Origin of the sequence: Mesorhizobium sp. WSM3879 (assembly GCF_002294915.1) — a bacterium.
GTDB lineage: Bacteria > Pseudomonadota > Alphaproteobacteria > Rhizobiales > Rhizobiaceae > Mesorhizobium.
The window spans coordinates 309,550-328,453 of sequence record NZ_NSFZ01000003.1 but is presented as its reverse complement, the minus strand read 5'-3'; the positions used below and the strand labels follow the sequence as shown (position 1 = coordinate 328,453).

20 protein-coding genes are annotated in these 18,904 nt (G+C 64.3%); 11 read left to right on the top strand and 9 right to left on the bottom strand.

The features are described from left to right. Positions 1 to 15 precede the first annotated feature (15 nt). The 4 genes from CK218_RS08195 to CK218_RS08180 form a co-directional block, all read right to left on the bottom strand. Positions 16 to 1,032, bottom strand: a complete 1,017-nt coding sequence (locus CK218_RS08195; protein WP_095776729.1) for an ABC transporter permease — start codon at positions 1,030 to 1,032, stop codon at positions 16 to 18. Next, a complete protein-coding gene (locus CK218_RS08190; protein ID WP_095827559.1) occupies positions 1,029 to 2,531 on the bottom strand; it encodes a sugar ABC transporter ATP-binding protein in 1,503 nt (500 codons plus the stop codon). The genes CK218_RS08195 and CK218_RS08190 overlap by 4 nt, the downstream gene beginning before the upstream one ends. Before the next feature lie 105 nt (positions 2,532 to 2,636). Continuing rightward, positions 2,637 to 3,608, bottom strand: a complete 972-nt coding sequence (locus tag CK218_RS08185; protein WP_095827389.1) for a sugar ABC transporter substrate-binding protein — start codon at positions 3,606 to 3,608, stop codon at positions 2,637 to 2,639. Between the two features lie 144 nt (positions 3,609 to 3,752). Beyond that, entirely contained in the window at positions 3,753 to 4,844 is a 1,092-nt protein-coding gene (locus tag CK218_RS08180; protein WP_095827388.1) for a helix-turn-helix domain-containing protein, read from the bottom strand. A 192-nt stretch (positions 4,845 to 5,036) separates the two neighbouring features. Here CK218_RS08180 and CK218_RS08175 point away from each other — a divergent pair, with 192 nt between their 5' ends. From CK218_RS08175 to CK218_RS08165, 3 genes are all read left to right on the top strand, one after another. Then, entirely contained in the window at positions 5,037 to 6,113 is a 1,077-nt protein-coding gene (locus tag CK218_RS08175) for a class I SAM-dependent methyltransferase (RefSeq protein ID WP_095827387.1), read from the top strand. 112 nt (positions 6,114 to 6,225) lie between these two features. Further along, positions 6,226 to 6,669: a carboxymuconolactone decarboxylase family protein gene (locus tag CK218_RS08170; protein ID WP_095827386.1), complete on the top strand. Its 444-nt coding sequence runs from the start codon at positions 6,226 to 6,228 to the stop codon at positions 6,667 to 6,669. 70 nt (positions 6,670 to 6,739) lie between these two features. Continuing rightward, entirely contained in the window at positions 6,740 to 6,973 is a 234-nt protein-coding gene (locus CK218_RS08165; RefSeq protein WP_095781991.1) for a hypothetical protein, read from the top strand. A gap of 100 nt (positions 6,974 to 7,073) precedes the next feature. Here CK218_RS08165 and CK218_RS08160 read toward each other — a convergent pair whose 3' ends face one another. Next, positions 7,074 to 8,093 carry an LLM class flavin-dependent oxidoreductase gene (locus tag CK218_RS08160; RefSeq protein WP_095827385.1) on the bottom strand — a complete coding sequence of 340 codons (1,020 nt, stop codon included), beginning with the start codon at positions 8,091 to 8,093 and terminating at the stop codon, positions 7,074 to 7,076. A gap of 165 nt (positions 8,094 to 8,258) precedes the next feature. Next, positions 8,259 to 9,752 carry an aldehyde dehydrogenase family protein gene (locus tag CK218_RS08155; RefSeq protein WP_095827384.1) on the bottom strand — a complete coding sequence of 498 codons (1,494 nt, stop codon included), beginning with the start codon at positions 9,750 to 9,752 and terminating at the stop codon, positions 8,259 to 8,261. Between the two features lie 204 nt (positions 9,753 to 9,956). Here CK218_RS08155 and CK218_RS08150 point away from each other — a divergent pair, with 204 nt between their 5' ends. Continuing rightward, the gene (locus tag CK218_RS08150) at positions 9,957 to 10,718 is read left to right on the top strand and encodes a COG4280 domain-containing protein (protein WP_095827558.1); all 762 of its coding nucleotides are present in this window, start codon (positions 9,957 to 9,959) and stop codon (positions 10,716 to 10,718) included. 91 nt (positions 10,719 to 10,809) lie between these two features. Further along, a complete protein-coding gene (locus tag CK218_RS08145) occupies positions 10,810 to 11,028 on the top strand; it encodes a hypothetical protein (protein WP_095827383.1) in 219 nt (72 codons plus the stop codon). 44 nt (positions 11,029 to 11,072) lie between these two features. Here CK218_RS08145 and CK218_RS29985 read toward each other — a convergent pair whose 3' ends face one another. Both CK218_RS29985 and CK218_RS08140 read right to left on the bottom strand, forming a co-directional pair. Further along, positions 11,073 to 11,258: a hypothetical protein gene (locus CK218_RS29985; protein WP_095781994.1), complete on the bottom strand. Its 186-nt coding sequence runs from the start codon at positions 11,256 to 11,258 to the stop codon at positions 11,073 to 11,075. A 103-nt stretch (positions 11,259 to 11,361) separates the two neighbouring features. Further along, on the bottom strand, positions 11,362 to 11,994 hold the full coding sequence (locus CK218_RS08140; RefSeq protein ID WP_095827382.1) for an isoprenylcysteine carboxylmethyltransferase family protein: 633 nt from the start codon (positions 11,992 to 11,994) through the stop codon (positions 11,362 to 11,364). Between the two features lie 196 nt (positions 11,995 to 12,190). Here CK218_RS08140 and CK218_RS08135 point away from each other — a divergent pair, with 196 nt between their 5' ends. Genes CK218_RS08135 through CK218_RS08125 form a run of 3 tightly spaced genes read left to right on the top strand, consistent with a single transcriptional unit; the run spans position 12,191 to position 14,689 of the window. Then, a complete protein-coding gene (locus CK218_RS08135; RefSeq protein ID WP_095827381.1) occupies positions 12,191 to 12,868 on the top strand; it encodes a winged helix-turn-helix domain-containing protein in 678 nt (225 codons plus the stop codon). Positions 12,869 to 12,924: 56 nt separating this feature from the next. Further along, a complete protein-coding gene (locus CK218_RS08130; RefSeq protein WP_095827380.1) occupies positions 12,925 to 13,305 on the top strand; it encodes a YkvA family protein in 381 nt (126 codons plus the stop codon). Between the two features lie 4 nt (positions 13,306 to 13,309). Beyond that, positions 13,310 to 14,689: an ATP-binding protein gene (locus CK218_RS08125; RefSeq protein ID WP_095827379.1), complete on the top strand. Its 1,380-nt coding sequence runs from the start codon at positions 13,310 to 13,312 to the stop codon at positions 14,687 to 14,689. Positions 14,690 to 14,699: 10 nt separating this feature from the next. On the opposite strand, the gene CK218_RS08120 is transcribed toward CK218_RS08125, so the two are convergent. Next, positions 14,700 to 15,566 carry a helix-turn-helix domain-containing protein gene (locus CK218_RS08120; protein ID WP_067323547.1) on the bottom strand — a complete coding sequence of 289 codons (867 nt, stop codon included), beginning with the start codon at positions 15,564 to 15,566 and terminating at the stop codon, positions 14,700 to 14,702. A 106-nt stretch (positions 15,567 to 15,672) separates the two neighbouring features. On the opposite strand from CK218_RS08120, the gene CK218_RS08115 reads away from it, so the two are divergent. The 3 genes from CK218_RS08115 (at position 15,673) to CK218_RS08105 (ending at position 18,901) form a co-directional block, all read left to right on the top strand. Next, on the top strand, positions 15,673 to 16,941 hold the full coding sequence (locus CK218_RS08115) for an ABC transporter substrate-binding protein (protein ID WP_095827378.1): 1,269 nt from the start codon (positions 15,673 to 15,675) through the stop codon (positions 16,939 to 16,941). A gap of 266 nt (positions 16,942 to 17,207) precedes the next feature. Further along, positions 17,208 to 18,068 (top strand): sugar ABC transporter permease, encoded by an 861-nt coding sequence (locus tag CK218_RS08110; protein WP_095827377.1) that lies wholly within the window; start codon positions 17,208 to 17,210, stop codon positions 18,066 to 18,068. Further along, the gene (locus CK218_RS08105) at positions 18,065 to 18,901 is read left to right on the top strand and encodes a carbohydrate ABC transporter permease (RefSeq protein ID WP_095776742.1); all 837 of its coding nucleotides are present in this window, start codon (positions 18,065 to 18,067) and stop codon (positions 18,899 to 18,901) included. Before CK218_RS08110 ends, CK218_RS08105 begins: the two co-directional genes overlap by 4 nt. Positions 18,902 to 18,904 lie beyond the last annotated feature (3 nt).

The following is an 18,904-nucleotide window of genomic DNA, read 5'->3' as shown; positions in this document are numbered from 1 at the left end:
GTTCCCTCTGACCGTTTAGCGGATCCTCCGCAACAGCCTCTCCCGATAAGCGTCTAGGATGACGGCGAGCACGATGACAAGGCCAATCACGATCGGTTTGAAATTGTCGCCGACGCCGAGCAGCTGCAGCCCGGTGCTGAGCACCTGCAGGATGCAGGCGCCGACCAGCGTGCCGATGATCGAGCCCTTGCCGCCGCTGAGGCTGGTGCCGCCGATGATGACGGCGGCGATTGCATTGAGCTCGTAGCCGACGCCGGCGATCGGGCTGCCGATGTTCAAGCGCAGCAGATAGACCATGGCCGCGATGCCGGCCGTCAGCCCGCTGATGGTGAAGGCCGCGACCTTGTAGAAATCCGGATTGTGGCCGGAGAGGCGCACCGCCTCGTCATTGGTGCCGACGGCGAAGATCATGCGGCCGAACACGGTGAAGCGCAGCACGAACCAGCCCGCCGCGATCACCAGCACCGCGACCAGGAAGATCGACGGCAGGAAGCCGCCGATGATCAGATTGCCGAAATCGACGAAACTCTGCGGCAGCCCGGTGATGGTCGAATTGTCGCTGACCACGCGCGCAGCGCCCGCCGCCATGTTGAGCATGCCGAGCGTGACGATGAAGGACGGGATCTTCCAGCGCGTCGAGATCCAGCCGTTGAGGAAGCCGCAGGCAGCACCGGTCGCCATGCAGGCGAGCAGCGCCAAAGTGATCGCGACGGCCGGCGACAGGCTTTCGTCGATCATGACGGTGGCGCCGACCACGGTGCAGAGCGCCAGCACCGAGCCGACCGAAAGGTCGATGCCGCCGGTGAGAATGACGAAGGTCATGCCGGCGGCGAGCACCGTGTTGATGGCGATCTGCACGAAGATCTTCAGCGCGTTGCCGGGCGTGGCGAAGTAAGGCGCTGTGAGCGAGAAGAACAGCGTGATCAGCACCAGCGCCAGAAGCACGCCGGCGTCGCGGATCAGGAAGCGCAGGAACTTCGCCCTGCCGGGAGAAACAGGCGCCGACACGAGGGTTTCGGACGTCTCGCTCATGGTCGCACATACTCCTGGTAGGCGAGCGACAGGATGCGCTCCTGGTCGAATTCGGCTCGCGGCACCTCGCCGACGATCTTGTTCTTGGAAAAGACGATGATGCGGTGGCACATGCCCATCAGCTCCGGCAGGTCGGAAGACACCATGATGATGCCTTTTTGAGCCGCCGCCAGCATCCACAGAAGCTGGTAGATCTCGCGCCGCGCGCCGATGTCGACGCCGCGCGTCGGCTCGTCGAGGATCAGCGTCGAGGTGCCGCGGAACAGCCATTTGGCCAGCACCACCTTCTGCTGGTTGCCGCCCGAGAGATTGCGCACCGCCTGCTCGATCGAGCTTGCCATGACGCGCAACTGGCCGATGAGATCGTTCGCTGCCGCGGCTTCGGCCCGGCGCTTGACCAGCCCGTGGCGCGACACCTTGCCGAGATCGGTGATGGTGATGTTCTTGTCCACGGCCAGATCGAGCAGCAGGCCCTGGCCTTTGCGGTCCTCGGTAAGCAGGCTGAGCCCATGCCGCACGGCATCCTTGGGCGCCGTGATCGCCACCGGCTTGCCGTCGATCTCGACGACGCCGTCGAGCCTCGGATCGGCGCCGAACAGGGCCCGCATGGCTTCGGTCCGGCCGCTGCCGACCAGACCGGCGACGCCCAAGATCTCGCCGCGGCGGACGTTGAAGGAAATCTCGGGCGCCACGGCGCTGCGCTTCAGATTGGTGACGCTGAGCGCGACCTTGCCCGGCACGATCGAGGCGTCGAAGCCGAATTCGTCGGCGATGTCGCGGCCGATCATCATGCGCACGACATCCGGCACGCTGAGGCCGTGGAGGTCGCGGGTCGCGACCAGCCTGCCGTTGCGCAGGATGGTCACCCGGTCGCCGATCTCGAACACCTCGTGCAGCCGGTGCGAGATGTAGATGATGGTGACGCCCCTGGCCTTCAGCCGCTTGATGATGGCGAACAGCCGCCCGATCTCCGGCGGCGTCAGCGTCGCCGTCGGCTCGTCGAGCACCAGCAGCTTGCTGTCGTAGCTCAGCGCCTTGGCGATCTCGACCAGCTGCATCTGCGCGACGCCGAGCGCTTCGACCCGCGTCCTCGGATCGACGTCGAGCCCGACCTCCTTGAGCAGCGCGACGGCGCGCCGGTTGAGCGCCTTGCGGTCGACGATGCCGAAGGCGCGGCGCGGCAGGTTTTCCAGCATCAGGTTCTCGGCGATGCTGAGATAGGGCAGAAGGTTCAGCTCCTGGTGCACGATGCGGATGCCGCTTAGCTGCGCATCATGCGGCGTCTGCGGCTGATAGGGCTGGCCGTTGAAGGCGATCGTGCCGCTGTCCGGCTGGTAAATGCCGGCCAAGAGCTTGATCAGCGTCGATTTGCCGGCGCCGTTCTCGCCGAGGACGATATGCGTCTCGCCGCGCGCGATCGACAGCGAGACGTCGCTCAGCGCGACCACGCCGGGAAAGATCTTTCCTACCCCTTCAAGGGAAAGAACCACATCGTCCATGCAGCAATCCTGAATGGCGCTCATCGCCGCCGGCTGCTTGCCGGCGGCGATGATGAGACAAGCCAATGGATGGCGCCAGAGGGAGTCCCGGCGCCTCAACTCGCCTCAGGCGGTGATCAGCTTGACGTCGGTCTTGACCCAGCCGGAGAACTTCTCGCCGGCAAGCTCGCGCAGGCCGTAGTCGATGCCCATGGCCGCCATCTGCGCGCCATACTGCTCGACCGTGGCGAGCATCTTGCCTTCCTTGAGCAGCGGGCCGACCGCCGGTATGTTGTCGAAGCCGACCACCTTGATCTGACCCGACTTGCCGGCCGCGTCGATCGCCTTGACGACGCCGAGCGCCATCGAGTCGTTCGCCGCCATCACGCCCTGGATGTCGGGGTGCTGGGTGAGGAAGTTGGTCATCAGCGTGTTGGCTTCCTCGGTCTCCCAATGCGCGGTCTTCGAATCGAGCAGGTCGAGGCCGTGCTCCTTCACCGAATCGTCGAAGCCCAGCTTGCGCTGCTTGGCGTTGTCGGCTTCCGGATTGCCTTCGAGGATGACGACCTTGCCGCCCTTGCCCAGCGCCTTGCCGAGCGCGTCGCCGGCGAGTTTGGCGCCGGCGCGGTTGTCCGGCCCGAAGAAGGCAAGGTCGATGCCGGCCTTCTTCTTAGCCTCATCGTCGAGCGCGACGTCGATGTTGATGACCTTGATGCCGGCCTTCAGCGCCTTGGCGATCGGCGTGACCATCGCCTTCGAATCGGCCGGCGCCACGACGATGATGTTGTAGTTCTGGGTGATGAAGTTCTCGATCGCATCGACTTGCGCGGCGAAATCGCGCTCGTCCTTCATGCCGACGGCGGCGAAATCGAACTTGTCCTTGTGCTTGGCCGCATAGTCCTCCGCGCCGGCCTGCATCTGCTTGAAGAACTCGTTGGCCAAAGACTTCATGACCAGGCCGACCTTCGGCTTGTCGGCCGCAAACGCCGGACCGAACGGCAGCGCCAACGCGCCGGCCGCCAGCGCGCCGGTCTTGAGAAACTTGCGCCTGGAGACCCGGCCTAGATCGAGCCCATGCGAATTTGAAACCTTGCTCATGCTTTCCTCCTCCTGAAGAGCGTAATCGGTTACGTAACCGATTACGCAAAAAACTACTGCTTGTCTTCGTCGGATGTCAACACGCTCGCGGAGGAAGCGTACCCGAGCAGCCTGCCGGGCAGATATCGCCGCGTCGGCCCCGGCTTAGGTCTGCCGCTGGCTATTTCCCAGCCGGAGTTCGACGCTCTCGTCGGGCAAATGCCTTTGCGCATAGGCGGGGATCTTGAACCGCTTGCGGTATGCGCCGGGCGCCAGCCCCGTCACACGTTTGAACAAGCGACGGAAGAACGCAGGCTCTTCGTACCCGACCTGCCAGCTCACGTCGTCGATTGACGCGTCGGTGCGCTCCAGTCGGCGCTTGGCGTCCTCGATCCTCAAGCGCTGTACATAGGCGATCGGGCTCAGGCCGGTCGCGCTCGTGAACCGGCGTTTGAAGGTGCGCTCCGTGAGCTGGGCGCAGCGGATCATCTCTTCTATGGGATTGGCGACCGAAAATCGGGTGGCGATCAAGTCCTGCGCCGCCTGAACGGCAAGATCGCCATGATCCTTGCGGCCCTCAAAGATGATGTAGGGCGCAAGACCGTCCTGATGCCACTGCAGCGCGAATGAGCGCGCCACGGCCTGGGCTGCGGTCGCGCCGGCGTGTCGGGCGATCAGGTACAACACCAGATCATGCCAGGTCATGGAAGCACCCGAGGAGATGAGCTCCTCTCGCTTGCCCGACACCACCAGCACACGATCCGGGTGGATAGGCACTTGCGGAAACGTCCGGCCGAAGTCGCCGGCGTAGCCATAATGCACGGTCGCGTCCACGCCATCGAACAGACCGGTTTCGGCAAGCAGGAAGATGCCTGAGCACGCCGAGCACAAGAGCGCGCCGCGGCCATGCATGGCGCGGAACCACTCGATCAGTTCCGGATGCAGGTCCTTTCGCCAGCCGTTCGGCCCAAGCAGGATCGAAGGAACAATGGCGATGTCGGTCATATCCACCTCCGCCACGCTTCGCTGAACCATGACCGGCACGCGGCTGGCCAGTTCCAGAGCGCCCGTTTCGAGGCCGACGATCTCAATCTCGAAGGGCGGAGCCTGGCGCGGCTCGCTGCCCGGCAGCGGCATTATTTTGAAAGCATTCATCACGTCGAAGATGCCCGACAACGTGGACACCACGGCCTCTGGAATGGCCACCAGACTCACGTGAAGCGGCTCGGATGCGGCAGTGGTGAAGTGACGATGCATGTCGGCTAATCCATGTCGCAGGCGCCGCAACCATAGCGCCCGGCGCGCGCGGCCGCCAGTTTCTCTCCTGACGACGGGCCAGTGGCACAAATGGCCCGATTCTGGAGAGTCGCGCTCTCCCGTTTCTTCCCTGTTCCTGCGATTCAGCCGCTGCCTCGGGATTGCCCGAGCGCTTGGACAGGAGACTTGGACATGGAGCATACCCACAACCATAAGATCGATCCGGCGAAACTCGATGCGCTCGTCGCGCGAGCGATCGGTGATATTTCGGCCGGCTACGGCGGAGTCATGATCAGCCTCGGCCACCGTCTCGGTCTTTATAAGGCCATGGCGGGCCTCGGACCCCTCAGTGCCCGCGCGCTCGCGGGGCGCGCCGGCTGTGCCGAACGTTACGTACGCGAATGGCTCAATTCCCAAGTGGCGGGCGGCTATATCGTCTACCACCCGGTCAGCGACACCTACGAGTTGACACCCGAACAGGAAGTCGTGCTCGCCGACGAGGACAGCGCCGTCTTCATTCCCAACGCTTGGGCGGTGCCCGCTTCGATGTGGGCCGACGAAGAGAAGGCCGTAGAGGCTTTCCGCACCGGCAAGGGCATAGCCTGGGGAGATCATGACGGACGCCTGGCCTGCGGCGTGGCCGCCTTTTACCGGAACGGCTACAAGGCCAGTCTCGTCAGCGAATGGCTGCCATCCCTGGAGGGCGTCGTCGAGAAGCTCAGGACTGGTGCGCTTGTCGCCGATATCGGGTGCGGCCACGGCCATTCGACGGCGCTCATGGCAAAGGCCTTTCCGACTTCCCGCTTCCATGGCTTCGACAATCACGAAGACTCGCTGGGGGAGGCCCGTCGCGGCGCCGCCAAGCAGAGCTTGGAAGGGCGCGTGGCGTTCGAAAAGGCGCGGGCCGACGACTACCCGGGCAGCGGCTACGATCTGATCTGCTTCTTTGATGCCCTGCATGACATGGGCGATCCTGTCGCCGCGGCAGTGCATGCATCAAAGGCGCTGGCGCCGGACGGGACGGTGATGCTGGTCGAGCCTTTCGCCAATGACCGGGTCGAAGACAACATCTCGCCGGTGGCGAGAATGTATTACGCGGCCTCCACCACCATCTGCTGCGCCCACGCTATTTCGGACGGCGGCCGCCTCGTGCTGGGCGCCCAGGCCGGCGAGGCACGGCTGGCGGAAGTGTTCCGCAAGGCCGGGTTCACCCGTTTCCGTCGTGCCTTCGAGACGCCGTTCAACTTGGTCCTCGAGGCCCGGCTCTGACCTTCGAAAGCTAACACCGGTCGGTCGCAGCGGACGACTTCCGGCCTCGCGGCGCAAAGGGGGCGCGGGGCGGGCGGCAATCCCTTCGATCCCAACAAACAAGAGACTGATCATGAAAAACATTCTCACAGGCATAGGCTTCGCCATCGCTACCGTACTTGCCGCACCGCTCGCCGTTGCGCAGGAACTGCCGGCGGCCGAGCAGACCTACAAGGAAATCGAGGCGACGCTCGGCATCGTGCCGAGCCATATCAAGGCCTATCCAAAGTCGGCAGTCGCCGGCGCTTGGACGATGTTCAAGGGTCTCGAGCTTCAACCCGAGAACAACGCTCTCGAACCGAAGGTAAAGTCGCTCATCAACGTCGCGGTGGCGGCGCAGATTCCGTGCCGTTACTGCATCTGGCTGGAAACCAAGATGGCCAAGGACCGCGGCGCCACCGACGAGGAGGTCGCCGAAGCCGTGGCCCATGCCGGCTACGTCCGGCACTGGAGCGCCGTGCTGAATGGCCTGCAGATCGACTTCGAAACCTTCAAGACCGAATTTGGCGGCGACTGACGGCAGGCGGTGCCCGGCGTTTCAACCGGGCACCGCCCCTTCCTGCACGCCCCACCACATGGGAACTCTCATGGAACTGCTCATCAACGCGGCGAACATTCTTTACGTGATTGCCTACTTCACGATGGACATGCTGCGCCTGCGAATACTCACCCTGACGGCGGCAACCTGCCTGGCAGTATACTTCTACGGCCAGCCCGTCCCGATGTTGAACGTCGTGGCATGGAACGTCTTCTTCATCGGCCTGAACGTGGTCCACATCACCCGGATCGTGCGCGCGCGGTACACTGGCGCAGCGACCTGATTGCCGGTGGCAGTGCCTCAAAGCATCGGGTGCACCGATTCGATCATGGCCCCGAAATCGAGTTTGGTCTCGCCTCGCGGCCGTCGAATCGCTCGATTGATCACCGCCAGCCGAGTGCCGGCGCGACGTGCTTCAGGATCGCCTCGATGACATGGGCATTGTAGTCGACGCCGAGCTGGTTGGGCACGGTGAGCAGCAGCGTGTCGGCCTCGGCGATCGCCTGGTCTTGCCTGAGCTGCTCAACCAGCACATCCGGCTCGGCGGCGTAGGTACGGCCGAACACGGCGCGCTTTTCCGGCTCGATATAGCCGAAATGGTCCTCGCCCTCGCTGCCGCCGAAATAGGCGCGGTCCATGTCGTTGACCAAGGCGAAGATGCTGCGGCTGACCGACACGCGCGGCTCCCTTGCGTGGCCGGCTTCCTTCCAGGCGGCGCGGTAGGCGCGGATCTGCTCGGCCTGCTGGATGTGCAGCGGCTGTCCGCCCTCATCGAATTTCAGCGTCGAGCTCTGCAGGTTCATGCCGAGCTTGGCCGCCCATTCGGCGGTGGCGTTGGTGGCCGCGCCCCGCCAGATCCGTTCGCGCAGGCCCGCCGAGAACGGCTCGAGCCTGAGCAATCCAGGCGGATTGGGAAACATAGGCCGCGGATTGGGCTGGGCAAAGCCTTCGCCGCGCAGCAGATCGAGGAAGATCTCGGCGTGGCGGCGCGCCATCTCGGCATCGGTCTTGCCCTCTTCCGGCACGTAGCCGAAATAGCGCCAGCCATCGATCACCTGCTCGGGCGAGCCGCGGCTGATACCGAGCTGCAGCCGGCCGCCGGCGATGAGGTCGGCCGCACCCGCATCTTCGGCCATGTAGAGCGGGTTCTCGTAGCGCATGTCGATGACGGCGGTGCCGAGCTCGATACGCTTGGTCTTCGCGCCGGCCGCGGCAAGCAGCGGAAACGGCGAGGCGAGCTGGCGGGCGAAATGGTGGACGCGGAAATAGGCGCCGTCGGCGCCGAGCTCCTCGGCCGCGACGGCAAGGTCGATCGACTGCAGCAACGCGTCGGCGCCCGAGCGCGTGCCCGATTGCGGGGCGGGCGACCAGTGCCCGAACGACAGAAACCCGATCTTCTTCATGCGCTCCGTTCCGAGTCAGGCGGCCCGCTGAACCGCTCGTGTTCTTGTGTTGCTCCAGCGCAATACCAGCAAAAAACGTGCGACCGCTTTCTGCTTCGGAATTGGCGCAACGCAAATAGTTGAAGCCGTGCGGCTATTCAACGAAACGCGACCGGATACAGACCGTCAATCGATCCGGATCCAGACGCCCTTGGTGTTGAGATATTCGTCGAGATGCTCGGCGCCGCCCTCGCGGCCGTAACCGCTCATCTTGTAGCCGCCGAAGGGCACGGCCGGGTCGATCGCGTGATAGGTGTTGACCCAGACCGAGCCGGCGCGCAGTCGGTTGGCGAGCTGGTGCGCCTTGCCGACATCCTTGGTGAACACGCCGGCGCCGAGACCGTAGGGCGTGTCGTTGCCGCGCCGCGCCGCTTCCTCCAGCGTGTCGAAGGACAGCGCCGAGATGATCGGCCCGAAGATTTCCTCGCGCGCGATGCGCATGCCGTCGGTGACGCCGGAAAACACGCCGGGCGTCATGAAATTGCCTGCGGCCAGCGCGCCCTTGGTGATGCGCTCACCACCTGTCACCAGCCGCGCGCCCTCGCGCGCGCCGTCCGCGATGAAGCCTGAGACGCGCTCGAGCTGTCTTGGCGAGATCAGCGGTCCGATCTCGGTCTCGGGGTCGGCGCCGTCGCCGATCCGCAGCTTTGCCGCGAAGGCCGCGACGCGTTCGACGAATTCGTCATAGATCGGCCGTTCGACGAAGAGCCGGGAGCCGGCGATGCAGACCTGGCCGGAATTGGCGAAGACCGACATGGCCGCCACCGGCACGGCGCGCTCGATGTCGGCATCGGCGAGCACGATCACCGGCGATTTGCCGCCCAGCTCCAGCGACACGCGCTTCATGTTGGCGGCCGAGGCGCGCAGAATCGCCTGGCCGGTGGCGGTCGAGCCGGTGAAGACCACCTTGTCGACATCCTTATGCGCCGCGAGCGGCGCACCGGCTTCCGCGCCCGTGCCGGTCACGACGTTGACGACGCCCGGCGGCACGCCGGCCTCCTGCATCAGGTCGGCGATCAGGAGCGGCGTCAGCGGTGCCTCTTCCGACGGTTTCAGCACGATGGTGCAGCCGGTGGCCAAGGCCGGGCCGATCTTCCAGATCGAGGCGGCGGTGGGCGCATTCCACGGAATGATCGCGCCGACCACGCCGACCGGCTCCTTGCGCGTGTAGGAGACGATCTCGCCGGGCAGCGAATTGCCGATCGTCTGGCCGTGGATCGACGTCGCCATGCCGGCATAGAAGCGCAGCATGCCGAGCACGCGGTTGCGGTTGGCCAAAGTGCGGGTGATCGGCATGCCCATGTCGGTGGTGTCGGAAAGCGCCAACTCTTCCCAATGCCGTTCCATGAGATCGGCGATCTTCAATAGCAGCAGCTGGCGCTCATAGGGCTTGAAGCGGCTCCACGGTCCCTCGAAGGCGCGCCGCGCGGCGGCCACCGCCAGGTCGACGTCCTTGGAATCCGCAAGCGGCACGGTGCCCAGCACCGCGCCGGTGGCGGGGTTGCGCGTCTCGAAAGTCCGGCCGCTCACCGCATCGCGCCACTCACCGTCGATCATCATCTGCCGGTGCCGGCCGTCGATCGGCGTGCGCAGGGGAAGGTCTCTCACCGATAACGTCATCTGAAGCCGCTTTCTCTGATGAGCATGGCCTTATGCCACCGGCCTGCGCACGGGCGCAAGTTCGCCGCGGCGTTGGAGAATGTGCAGCCGGCGACGGCTGATTTGTCCATCCGCCATACTTTGTGCGTCATCGCCTGTTGAACAAGGCTGGACCGGCCCCGCCTTCCCAAAAGGGCGGCGAAACACGGACCGCGGTGCCCATTGATGCACGAACTGACGCCCGTTCTCTCCACCGTGGCCGCTTCCTTCCTGGCGTCCTTTGTCGAGGTGGTCGAAGCCTTCACCATCGTGCTGGCCGTCGGCGTGACGCGCGGCTGGCGGCCGGCGCTGACAGGCGCCGTCTCGGCGCTCGCCGTGCTGGCGGCGCTGGTGCTGGCTTTCGGACCGCTGCTGCAGCTGATCCCGATCACGCTCCTGCAATTCGCAGTCGGCGTGCTTCTTATCCTGTTCGGCATGCGCTGGCTGCGCAAGGCGATCCTGCGCAGCGCCGGGATCATCGCGCTCCGCGACGAAGAGGCAGCCTTTTCCAGGGAAACCGACGCGCTGACCCGCCATGCCAACGACCGTCGCGCCGGCTATCTTGCCGGCGTGGCGGCCTTCAAGGCGGTGCTGCTCGAAGGGGTCGAGGTGGTGTTCATCGTCATTGCGGTCGGGACCGCGCATGGCCAGACGCTCTATGCCGGTCTCGGAGCGCTGGCCGCATTCGTGCTTGTGATGCTGATCGGCCTCGCCGTGCACCGGCCGCTGGCGCGCGTGCCGGAAAACGCGCTCAAATTCGTCGTCGGCCTGATGCTGACCAGTTTCGGCGTGTTCTGGATAGGCGAAGGCCTCGGCGCCGAATGGCCGGGCGAGGATTTTGCGCTGCTTGCCATCTTCGTCGTCATCGCCGCGGCATCCTTCGCCATGGTGCGCTGGCTGCGCAACGCCCACGCCGCGGCTGCCAACGCAATTCCGGGAAAAGCGTGAAGCGGTTTCACGAGCGGAATTGCGGTCAAAGAAGAAACAGAGCGGTTTGCCATTGCCCTGCAACGGTGAGCCGCTCGAAGGGAATTGCCCGATGAAAATCGTCCGCCTCGTCCTGAAGGAGCTCGTCGGCATGTTCGTCGACGACGGCAGCCTTGCGCTTCTGGCGCTGCTTCTGATCGCTTTGGTCGCCGGCGCCGTGAAGCTTCTGGCGCTGCCGCCGGTCGCCGGCGGCGTCCTGATCCTGATCGGCTGCCTGGCGATCCTTTGGGAAAGCACGAGGCGCGGCGCGCGCGGCGGAGGCAAAGGCTAAGCCGACCTGACGGGTGGCGCGGGCCAAATTCGACGCGACGCGCTTTAGGCTCGGAGGGCGCGACTTTTCTTGCCGATCGCGCGTTTGACGAAAAGCTCGGCGTGCTCGGCCCACCGGATTTCCGTGACGTTGTTCTCGCGAACCGATCGCTTGAAAGCTTCTCGCAACGCGTCGAGTTCAAACACCGACAACCGTCCGAGCGTATCGTGTTTCGATCTGCGAACGTCCATCACGCAGCCCCCAACTCATAAAGAGGTATATGCTTCGCCAGCTCGGACTCAAGGCGTTGCCGCTGACTTCTTTTGGGTGCAATCGGCAAACGCCCAATCGGAATCAGTAGATTGTGAACAAGGTCGGCAGCATGCCGATCATACGAAAATGCTCGACCGCCTCGATAAGCGGAAAGAACGCCAGAAAATATAAACCGTCCCGGAACGTGCTTTTCAGCGCGCTGGTGGAAAAGATCCATTCCTCCTCGTCGCGGTAGAGCATCGGATTCGGCCAGAAACGCGGCGTCCGCTCGGCATAGGCGGTGTAGGCGGCGCCGAACTTGCCGGACAGGAACTCGGCCTCCCGGCCGGCGGTGAACCGGAAGACGAGGAAGCTTGCAAGACCAAGCATCGCGGCGGCCAGCACCGATCCGAACATCAACCCGATACCGATCGCTCCGATGATCGAGAAGAAATAGAGCGGATTGCGGCTCATCGAGAACGGACCGGAGACGACCAGTTCGTCGTTCTTCCTGCCGCCGACATAAAGAATGCTCCATAGCCGGCCGAGAAAGCAGACGAGCACGAAGCCGAAGCCGGCCGTCTCCATCAGCTCGTGTCCGCTCGAGCCCTCGCTGAGGAACGGCTTGGCAAACAGCAGCAGGGCGATGGCCGTCACGGCGGCGACCTGGACGACGATCAGGCGCTTGTGCTGGTCGAAGGCCTTTGGCGCTGACTTGAGCGATGTGTAAGCCATTCGATTTGAGTCACTCCGGCCGGGCCAGCGCTCCCCTAACCTTTCTCGCGCCCGGCGGCGAGGTCTTCCCATTATTTTCGATCATTCTTACGAATTTGTAAGGACCCGGACAGGCCTGCGTAAGTCCGGCTTGTGGGAATGGGGCCTCGCCGATGCTACCGTGCCGCTTGAACTCGACACCGGACGATAGGCCAAGATGCGACTGCTGCTGGTTGAGGATGACCCAAGGACTGCCGACTACATCGTCAGGGGACTGAGCGAGGCCGGGCACGCCTGCGATCTCCTGCGCAATGGCCATGAAGCGCTCGCCGCGGCAACCCGCAATGCCTATGACGTCATCGTGGCCGACCGTATGGTTCCCGGTCTCGACGGCCTGTCGATGATCAAGGCGGTGCGAGCGGCGGGCATCAAGACGCCGGCCATATTCCTGACCTCGATCGGCGGCGTCGACGACCGGGTGGAGGGGCTGGAGGCCGGCGGCGACGACTATCTGGTCAAGCCCTTCGCCTTTTCCGAACTGCTTGCCCGCATCAACGCGCTCGGCCGGAGGCCGGCGGCGCAGGAGCAGAAGACCAGCCTTCGCGTCGGCGACCTCGAAATGGACCTGATCATGCGGCGTGTGACCAGGCAGGGCCGGACCATCGACCTGCAGCCCCGGGAGTTCAGCCTGCTCGAAGTGCTGATGCGCGGCGAGGGCCGGGTGATTACCCGCACCATGCTTCTGGAGCGCGTCTGGGACTTCCATTTCGACCCCAAGACCAGCGTCGTCGAAACCCATATCAGCCGGCTCAGGGCCAAGGTCGACAGGCCGTTCGACGTGCCGCTCATCCATACCGTGCGCAACACCGGCTACAGCCTGCACGCGCAGGGTTGACGATCCATGCCTGATCGCATCTCGCGCCTCCGGCCGGCTCTCCGTATATAAGCGACATGGCGATGCTGGACTCCGCAAGGCAATGGGCGCTTCGCATGAAGCGCGACGTCGTGGCGCTCTGGCTTGCCGCCCGCGATCCGCGCGTCCCCTGGTACGCGAAGGTCGTGGCCGGTGCGGTCGCGGCCTATGCGCTGAGCCCCGTCGACCTCATTCCGGATTTCATTCCGATCATCGGCTATCTGGACGATCTTGTGATCGTTCCGCTCGGCATCCTGCTTGCGGTAAAGCTGGTTCCGGCCGGGCTCATGCGGGAATTCCGCGACACCGCCACGCGCAGCACCAGACCGGTCAGCCTGACCGGTCTGATCTTCATGATTGCCGTCTGGATCGTGGCGGCCCTGGCCCTGCTATGGCTGTTCTGGCCGAGCCCCGCCTGAAACGATGAAGGAAGCACGCCCCAGCCTGCTGCGCAGCACGCCGTTCCGCCTGGCACTGACCTTTGCCTTCCTTTTCGTGCTCGCCTTCATCCTGTCCGGCGCGGTCGTCTATCAGCTGATGAGCGCCGATCTGGCGAGGCGGCTCGATAAGTCCATCAAGGAGACCTATTCGGTCGTTGCCCTGACCTATGCCGCCAACGACAAGGAGGATCTTGTCGCCTCGGTCAACAACAACGCCGACCTCAGCCCCGACAAGGACCAGCTTTTCTCGCTGACCGACCCCGCCGGCAACCGTCTGGCAGGCAATTTCACCGCCTCCGGCCTGCCCGACGGTTTCTCGATGTTCGCCGCCAGATTGCCGGGCGTGCCGCCCGACACGATGTACCGCGCCTATACCGGCGAGGTCGGCGGCAACAATCTGACGGTTGCCTTCTCGCTTGCCGAGACGGACGAGTTGAAGACCATCGTGCTGATGAGCTTCGGCTGGGGCACGCTGTTTATCACCGGGCTCGCCATTGCCGGCGGCGCCCTGCTCGCCTCGCGCGTCCAGCGGCGGCTCGACGGCATTGCCGCCACCATGGTCGACGTCTCGCACGGACGGCTCGACGCGCGCATCCCGTTGACCGGCAATGGCGACGACATCGACGCCGTGTCCACCCAGGTGAACGCAGCCCTCGACCGCTTGTCGGGCCTGGTCGACGGCATGCGGGAGGTGAGCGCCAACATCGCGCACGACCTGAAGACGCCGCTCAACCGCCTGCAGATGATCCTGGAGCAGGCTGCCGACAAGACCGCCTCCGGCGAGACCGTTTCAGCCGAGCTGGCCGATGCGCGCAGCGAAAGCCGGCAGATCAACGACACCTTCGATGCGCTGCTGCGCATCGCTCAGATCGAGGCCGGCGCGCGCAAGGCCCGCTTTGTCGATCTCGACGTCGGCAGTGTCGTCGACACCATCGGCGAGGTCTATGCCGACGTCGCCGAGGACGACGGAAAATCGTTGTCGACGACGCTCGTTCCGGACACCAAATGGTACGTCCACGGCGACCGCGACCTGCTGATGCAGATGCTCGCCAACCTGGTCGAGAACGCGCTTAGGCATTGTCCCCCCGGCACAGCGATCGAGCTGTCGGTGACAAAGCAGGGCGACCGTGTCCTCGTCCATGTCCGCGACGATGGGCCCGGCATTCCGGCCGGCGAGCGCGAAAAGGTCTTTCAGCGGCTTTACCGGCTGGATTCCAGCCGCACGACGCCGGGCAGCGGCCTCGGCCTAAGCCTCGTCAAGGCGGTCGCGGACCTGCATGGCGCGTCGATCACGCTGGAGGACAACCATCCAGGGCTCGCCGTCATCGTCGACTTCCCCGCGGTGAGGGAGCCGGCCGCTTGACGGGCAGGTTTCAGCGCACGCCCGCCCTGCGGAAGTCGGAGGGCGACATGCCGGCAAGCTTGCGGAACGACTTGTTGAAGGCGCTGAGCGAGCCGAAGCCCGAGTCCATGGCGACCTTCAGCACATTGGCGCCCTCATGCATCAAAAGCGCCTGCGCGTAGCTCAGTCGCAGCAGATTGACATATTCGTTGAGCGTCATGCCGGTCGATTTCTTGAACAGGCTCATGGCGTATTTCGGATGGATGTCGGCCGCCGCCGCGATGTTCACGCAGTCGATGTCGTAGAGGAAATTCTCGGCGATGAAATCGCACATGCGCCCGACATTGCGCGAGGACTGCTGGTCGAAGGCGCTGCCGGCCCCGTGTCCGGACGCGGTTGCCGGCACCAGCCGGTACGGCTCGAAGCGCACCCGCTCCAACCGCAAGAGCAGCTCGTTGACGGCGTGTTCGGCCTTGGCCGCATCGCCCGAGCGCGCATACTCGTTCCAGCGCTTGAAGTTGTCGTTGTCGGACTGGTCGGTGGCATTCGTCACCAGCGTCGCGCCCGTCATCAGCCGGTGCCGGACATCGGCCGGCAGATGCAGCCTGAAGAAATGCACCAGCGGCAGATGCGCGCCGGCATAGATCGCGTCGTCCGTGAGATCATCCATCTGGTGCGGCAGCCCGCCCCAGAACAGGCACATCTCACCGGCCGAGAGCGCGATCTCATGCTCGGCCATGCGGTAATGCACGCTGCCGCGCACGATGAAGTTGACCTCGACCTGGGCGTGCCAATGCGGCTTCAGCATCACCAACGGCTGGTTGTGGAACATCTGCAAGGCCAGCGGCAGGCCTTCGACGCTGCTTGCGCCTGGCTGGTAGAACGGACGCTCCGGCATCTTACTTTCCGCCAATTTCTTATTCCCTTTGTCGGGGACAAGCCTTCCGCGCCGCATAATCTAGCCAGGCTCACGGTGAGAGAGCAAACGAAATGGGAGGATTTCAATGCGCACCACACTGACCTGCGCCGCGCTTTTGCTTGCCCTGGGCTCCGGCCCCGCTTTGGCGCAATCCGGCGAACTCACGATCTGGAGCTGGAACATCGCCGCTTCGTCGCTGAAGGCCACCGTCGCGGGCTTCAACAAGAAGTACCCCGACATCAAGGTCACCGTTCAGGACCTCGGCAACCAGCCGACCTATGACAAGTCGATCGCCGGCTGCGCCGCCGGTGGTGTCGGCCTGCCCGACATCGTCTCGATCGAGAACGGCGAGGCCGAGAACTATTGGAGCCAGTTCCCGGACTGCTTCGTCGACCTGCACACGCTGGGCTACAGCGCGGAAGACCAGAAGAAATTCCCCGATTTCAAGCGCACCGAGCTCGAAGTCGGCGACAAGGCCTATGCCATGCCCTGGGATTCCGGCCCGGTCGCCGTCTTCTACCGCCGCGACTTCTACGAGAAGGCCGGTGTCGACCCCGCATCGATCAAGACCTGGGATGATTTCATCGCCGCCGGCAAGAAGATCCAGGCCGCCAACCCCGGCGTCACAATGACCAACGCCGACTTCAACGGCGATACCGAATTCTTCCGCATGATCTCCAACGAGCAGGGCTGCGCCTATTTCGCCGAGGACGGCCAGTCGATCACGGTCAACCAGCCGAAATGCGTCGACGCCATGACCAAGGTCAAGGAAATGAAGGACGCCGGCATCGTTTCGTCGGCCGACTGGTCGACCAAGATCACCAACAACACCGCCGGCACGGTCGCCACCCAGGTCTATGGCGGCTGGTATGAGGGCACGATCCGCACCGAATCGCCGAAGGAAAGCGGCAAATGGGGCGTCTACCTGATGCCGAGCCTGACCGCCGACGGCCCGCGCGCCGCCAATCTCGGCGGCTCCTCTTTGGCCATCACCTCGGCCAGCAAGAACAAGGAAGCGGCCTACGCCTATCTGACATACACGCTGGAGACCAATGAAGGCCAGATCACCATGCTGAAGGATTTCGGCCTGGTGCCGTCGCTGATTTCCGCGCTCGACGATCCTTACGTTGCGCAGGGCCAGCCCTATTGGGGCGGGCAGGCGGTCTGGAAGGATATTCTCGCCACGCTGCCGAAGGTCGTGCCGAGCCGCGGCACGCAGTTCCAGAGCGATGCCGAGATCATCGTGCGGGCCGTGCAGACCAAGTATCTTGCCGGCGGCTATCCCGATGCCAAGGCCGCGCTCGACGACGCCGCCAGCCAGATCGCCTCTGCGACCGGCCTGCCGGTCAAGTGAGCGTCGCTTTTCCTTCTCCCCTTGTGGGAGAAGGTGGATTGGCGCGTAGCGCCAAGACGGAGGGGGGTGTTGGACGGATTGCCGTCGTTGCCAAGCTGGAACACCCCTCATCCGGCCGCTTCGCGGCCACCCTCTCCCACAAGGGGAGAAGGCAAGACAGGGCAGCGCCTGCATCGACCATTGGCACTGCTCCAGCAATTCAACACATGATCAACACCGCGCCCGCTAGGAAGGCGCGGCCCGAAACTGGAAGGAGGAGGAACACGATGCGCTACCGCAACGCCGCCGCGTATCGCTTCCTCACGCCTTATCTCCTGATCTTCGCCATCTTCTGGATCTGGCCGATCATCAGCTCCTTCCTGATCTCCTTCCAGGCGACCCGCACCGTGCCGTGGCGCTTCGCGCCGACCTTCAACTGGGGCCGCCTGATCGGCGACCCCGCCTTCTTCAACGCGCTGAAGAACACGCTGCTGATTCTCGTCATCCAGGTTCCGGTGATGATCTCGCTGGCGGTCGTGATGGCGGTGCTTTTGAATTCGCCGCTGCTCAAGGCGCGCGGCCTCTACCGCTTTGCGTTCTTCGCCCCGGTCGTGGTCGGCGAGGTCGCCTATTCGGCGGTGTTCCGGCTGATGTTCAGCCTCGATTTCGGCATCGTCAACAAGCTGTTGAGCAGCGTTGGCCTGGAGAAGATCGACTGGTTCTCCAACGTCACGCCGGCCATGGCGCTGATCATGATCGCGGTGACCTGGCGCTGGGCCGGCTACAACGCCATCATCATTCTTGCCGGCCTGCAATCCATTCCCGATGACGTCTACGAGGCCGCCACGCTCGACCGCGTCAGCAAGGTGAAGCAGTTCTTTTACATCACCCTGCCGCTGTTGAAGCCGGTCATCGTCTTTTGCGCCGTGCTGTCGATCATCGGCACCATGCAGCTCTTCACCGAACCCTTCCTGATCACCGAACGCGGCGGGCCGGGCGGCGGCACTGAAACCCTTGGCCTCCTGCTTTACCGCCAGGGCTTCCGCTCGCTCAATTTCGGCTATGCCTCGGCGATCGCCTACACCATGGCGGGCCTCGCCATCGCCATCACTTTGGTGCAGCTCTGGCTGACGAGGGAGCCGAAATGACCTCGCGCTCGCAAAGGCGGCTCGGACGCAGCATCCTGCTGCATCTCGTCCTGACGCCGCTGGCGCTGATCTGGCTGTTCCCGCTGTGGATGATGGTGGTGTTCTCCACCATGCCCGACAACGGCATCTTCAGCCCCGGCATCGAGCTTCTGCCGCATGACAGCTTCCTCGACAATTTCAACAATCTGCAGCGCGACACCAATTTCGTCGGCGCGATCGGCATCTCGGTCTCGGTGGCGGTGACCTACACCTTTCTCTCGGTACTGCTGACCTCGATGGCCGGCTGGGCGCTGGCGCGCTACGACTTCCTCGGCAAGGGCGTGGTGGTGGCGATCATCTTCGGCACCATCACGCTTCCCTACGCCGTGGTGCTGATCCCGCAATTCATCATGGTGGCGCGCGACTTCCAGCTCGCCAACACCTGGATCGCGCTGATCGTGCCGCCGCTGTTCAATTCGCTCGGCGTGCTCTTCATGCGCCAGGCCTTTTCGATGATGCCGGCCGAGCTGTTCGACGCGGCGAGGGTCGAAGGCGTGAAGGAATGGCGCATCTTCCTGTTCGTGGCGCTGCCCTTGGCGCGGCCGATGCTGGCGGCCCTCGCCATCATCCTCTTCCTCGCCTCGTGGAACAACTATCTCTGGCCGCTTTTGATCAACAGCCAACCCGGCGCGATGACGGCGCCGGTGGCGCTCGGCACGCTGATCGGCCTGACCAAGGTGTCGTGGGGCGGCATCATGGCCGGCGCCGTCATGCTGACCGTGCCGATGCTGATCGTCTTCGTGCTGCTGCAGCGCCATTTCATCGCCGGCATCGCCGCCGGCGCGGTCAAATAGGAT

What these genes read in the sequence shown, in the direction of transcription:
- CK218_RS08195 (WP_095776729.1), bottom strand. Translation starts at nt 1,032, where the DNA reads ATGAGCGAGACGTCCGAAACCCTCGTGTCGGCGCCTGTTTCTCCCGGC.
- CK218_RS08190 (WP_095827559.1), bottom strand. Translation starts at nt 2,531, where the DNA reads ATGGACGATGTGGTTCTTTCCCTTGAAGGGGTAGGAAAGATCTTTCCC.
- CK218_RS08185 (WP_095827389.1), bottom strand. Translation starts at nt 3,608, where the DNA reads ATGAGCAAGGTTTCAAATTCGCATGGGCTCGATCTAGGCCGGGTCTCC.
- CK218_RS08180 (WP_095827388.1), bottom strand. Translation starts at nt 4,844, where the DNA reads ATGCATCGTCACTTCACCACTGCCGCATCCGAGCCGCTTCACGTGAGT.
- CK218_RS08175 (WP_095827387.1), top strand. Translation starts at nt 5,037, where the DNA reads ATGGAGCATACCCACAACCATAAGATCGATCCGGCGAAACTCGATGCG.
- CK218_RS08170 (WP_095827386.1), top strand. Translation starts at nt 6,226, where the DNA reads ATGAAAAACATTCTCACAGGCATAGGCTTCGCCATCGCTACCGTACTT.
- CK218_RS08165 (WP_095781991.1), top strand. Translation starts at nt 6,740, where the DNA reads ATGGAACTGCTCATCAACGCGGCGAACATTCTTTACGTGATTGCCTAC.
- CK218_RS08160 (WP_095827385.1), bottom strand. Translation starts at nt 8,093, where the DNA reads ATGAAGAAGATCGGGTTTCTGTCGTTCGGGCACTGGTCGCCCGCCCCG.
- CK218_RS08155 (WP_095827384.1), bottom strand. Translation starts at nt 9,752, where the DNA reads ATGACGTTATCGGTGAGAGACCTTCCCCTGCGCACGCCGATCGACGGC.
- CK218_RS08150 (WP_095827558.1), top strand. Translation starts at nt 9,957, where the DNA reads ATGCACGAACTGACGCCCGTTCTCTCCACCGTGGCCGCTTCCTTCCTG.
- CK218_RS08145 (WP_095827383.1), top strand. Translation starts at nt 10,810, where the DNA reads ATGAAAATCGTCCGCCTCGTCCTGAAGGAGCTCGTCGGCATGTTCGTC.
- CK218_RS29985 (WP_095781994.1), bottom strand. Translation starts at nt 11,258, where the DNA reads ATGGACGTTCGCAGATCGAAACACGATACGCTCGGACGGTTGTCGGTG.
- CK218_RS08140 (WP_095827382.1), bottom strand. Translation starts at nt 11,994, where the DNA reads ATGGCTTACACATCGCTCAAGTCAGCGCCAAAGGCCTTCGACCAGCAC.
- CK218_RS08135 (WP_095827381.1), top strand. Translation starts at nt 12,191, where the DNA reads ATGCGACTGCTGCTGGTTGAGGATGACCCAAGGACTGCCGACTACATC.
- CK218_RS08130 (WP_095827380.1), top strand. Translation starts at nt 12,925, where the DNA reads ATGGCGATGCTGGACTCCGCAAGGCAATGGGCGCTTCGCATGAAGCGC.
- CK218_RS08125 (WP_095827379.1), top strand. Translation starts at nt 13,310, where the DNA reads ATGAAGGAAGCACGCCCCAGCCTGCTGCGCAGCACGCCGTTCCGCCTG.
- CK218_RS08120 (WP_067323547.1), bottom strand. Translation starts at nt 15,566, where the DNA reads ATGCCGGAGCGTCCGTTCTACCAGCCAGGCGCAAGCAGCGTCGAAGGC.
- CK218_RS08115 (WP_095827378.1), top strand. Translation starts at nt 15,673, where the DNA reads ATGCGCACCACACTGACCTGCGCCGCGCTTTTGCTTGCCCTGGGCTCC.
- CK218_RS08110 (WP_095827377.1), top strand. Translation starts at nt 17,208, where the DNA reads ATGCGCTACCGCAACGCCGCCGCGTATCGCTTCCTCACGCCTTATCTC.
- CK218_RS08105 (WP_095776742.1), top strand. Translation starts at nt 18,065, where the DNA reads ATGACCTCGCGCTCGCAAAGGCGGCTCGGACGCAGCATCCTGCTGCAT.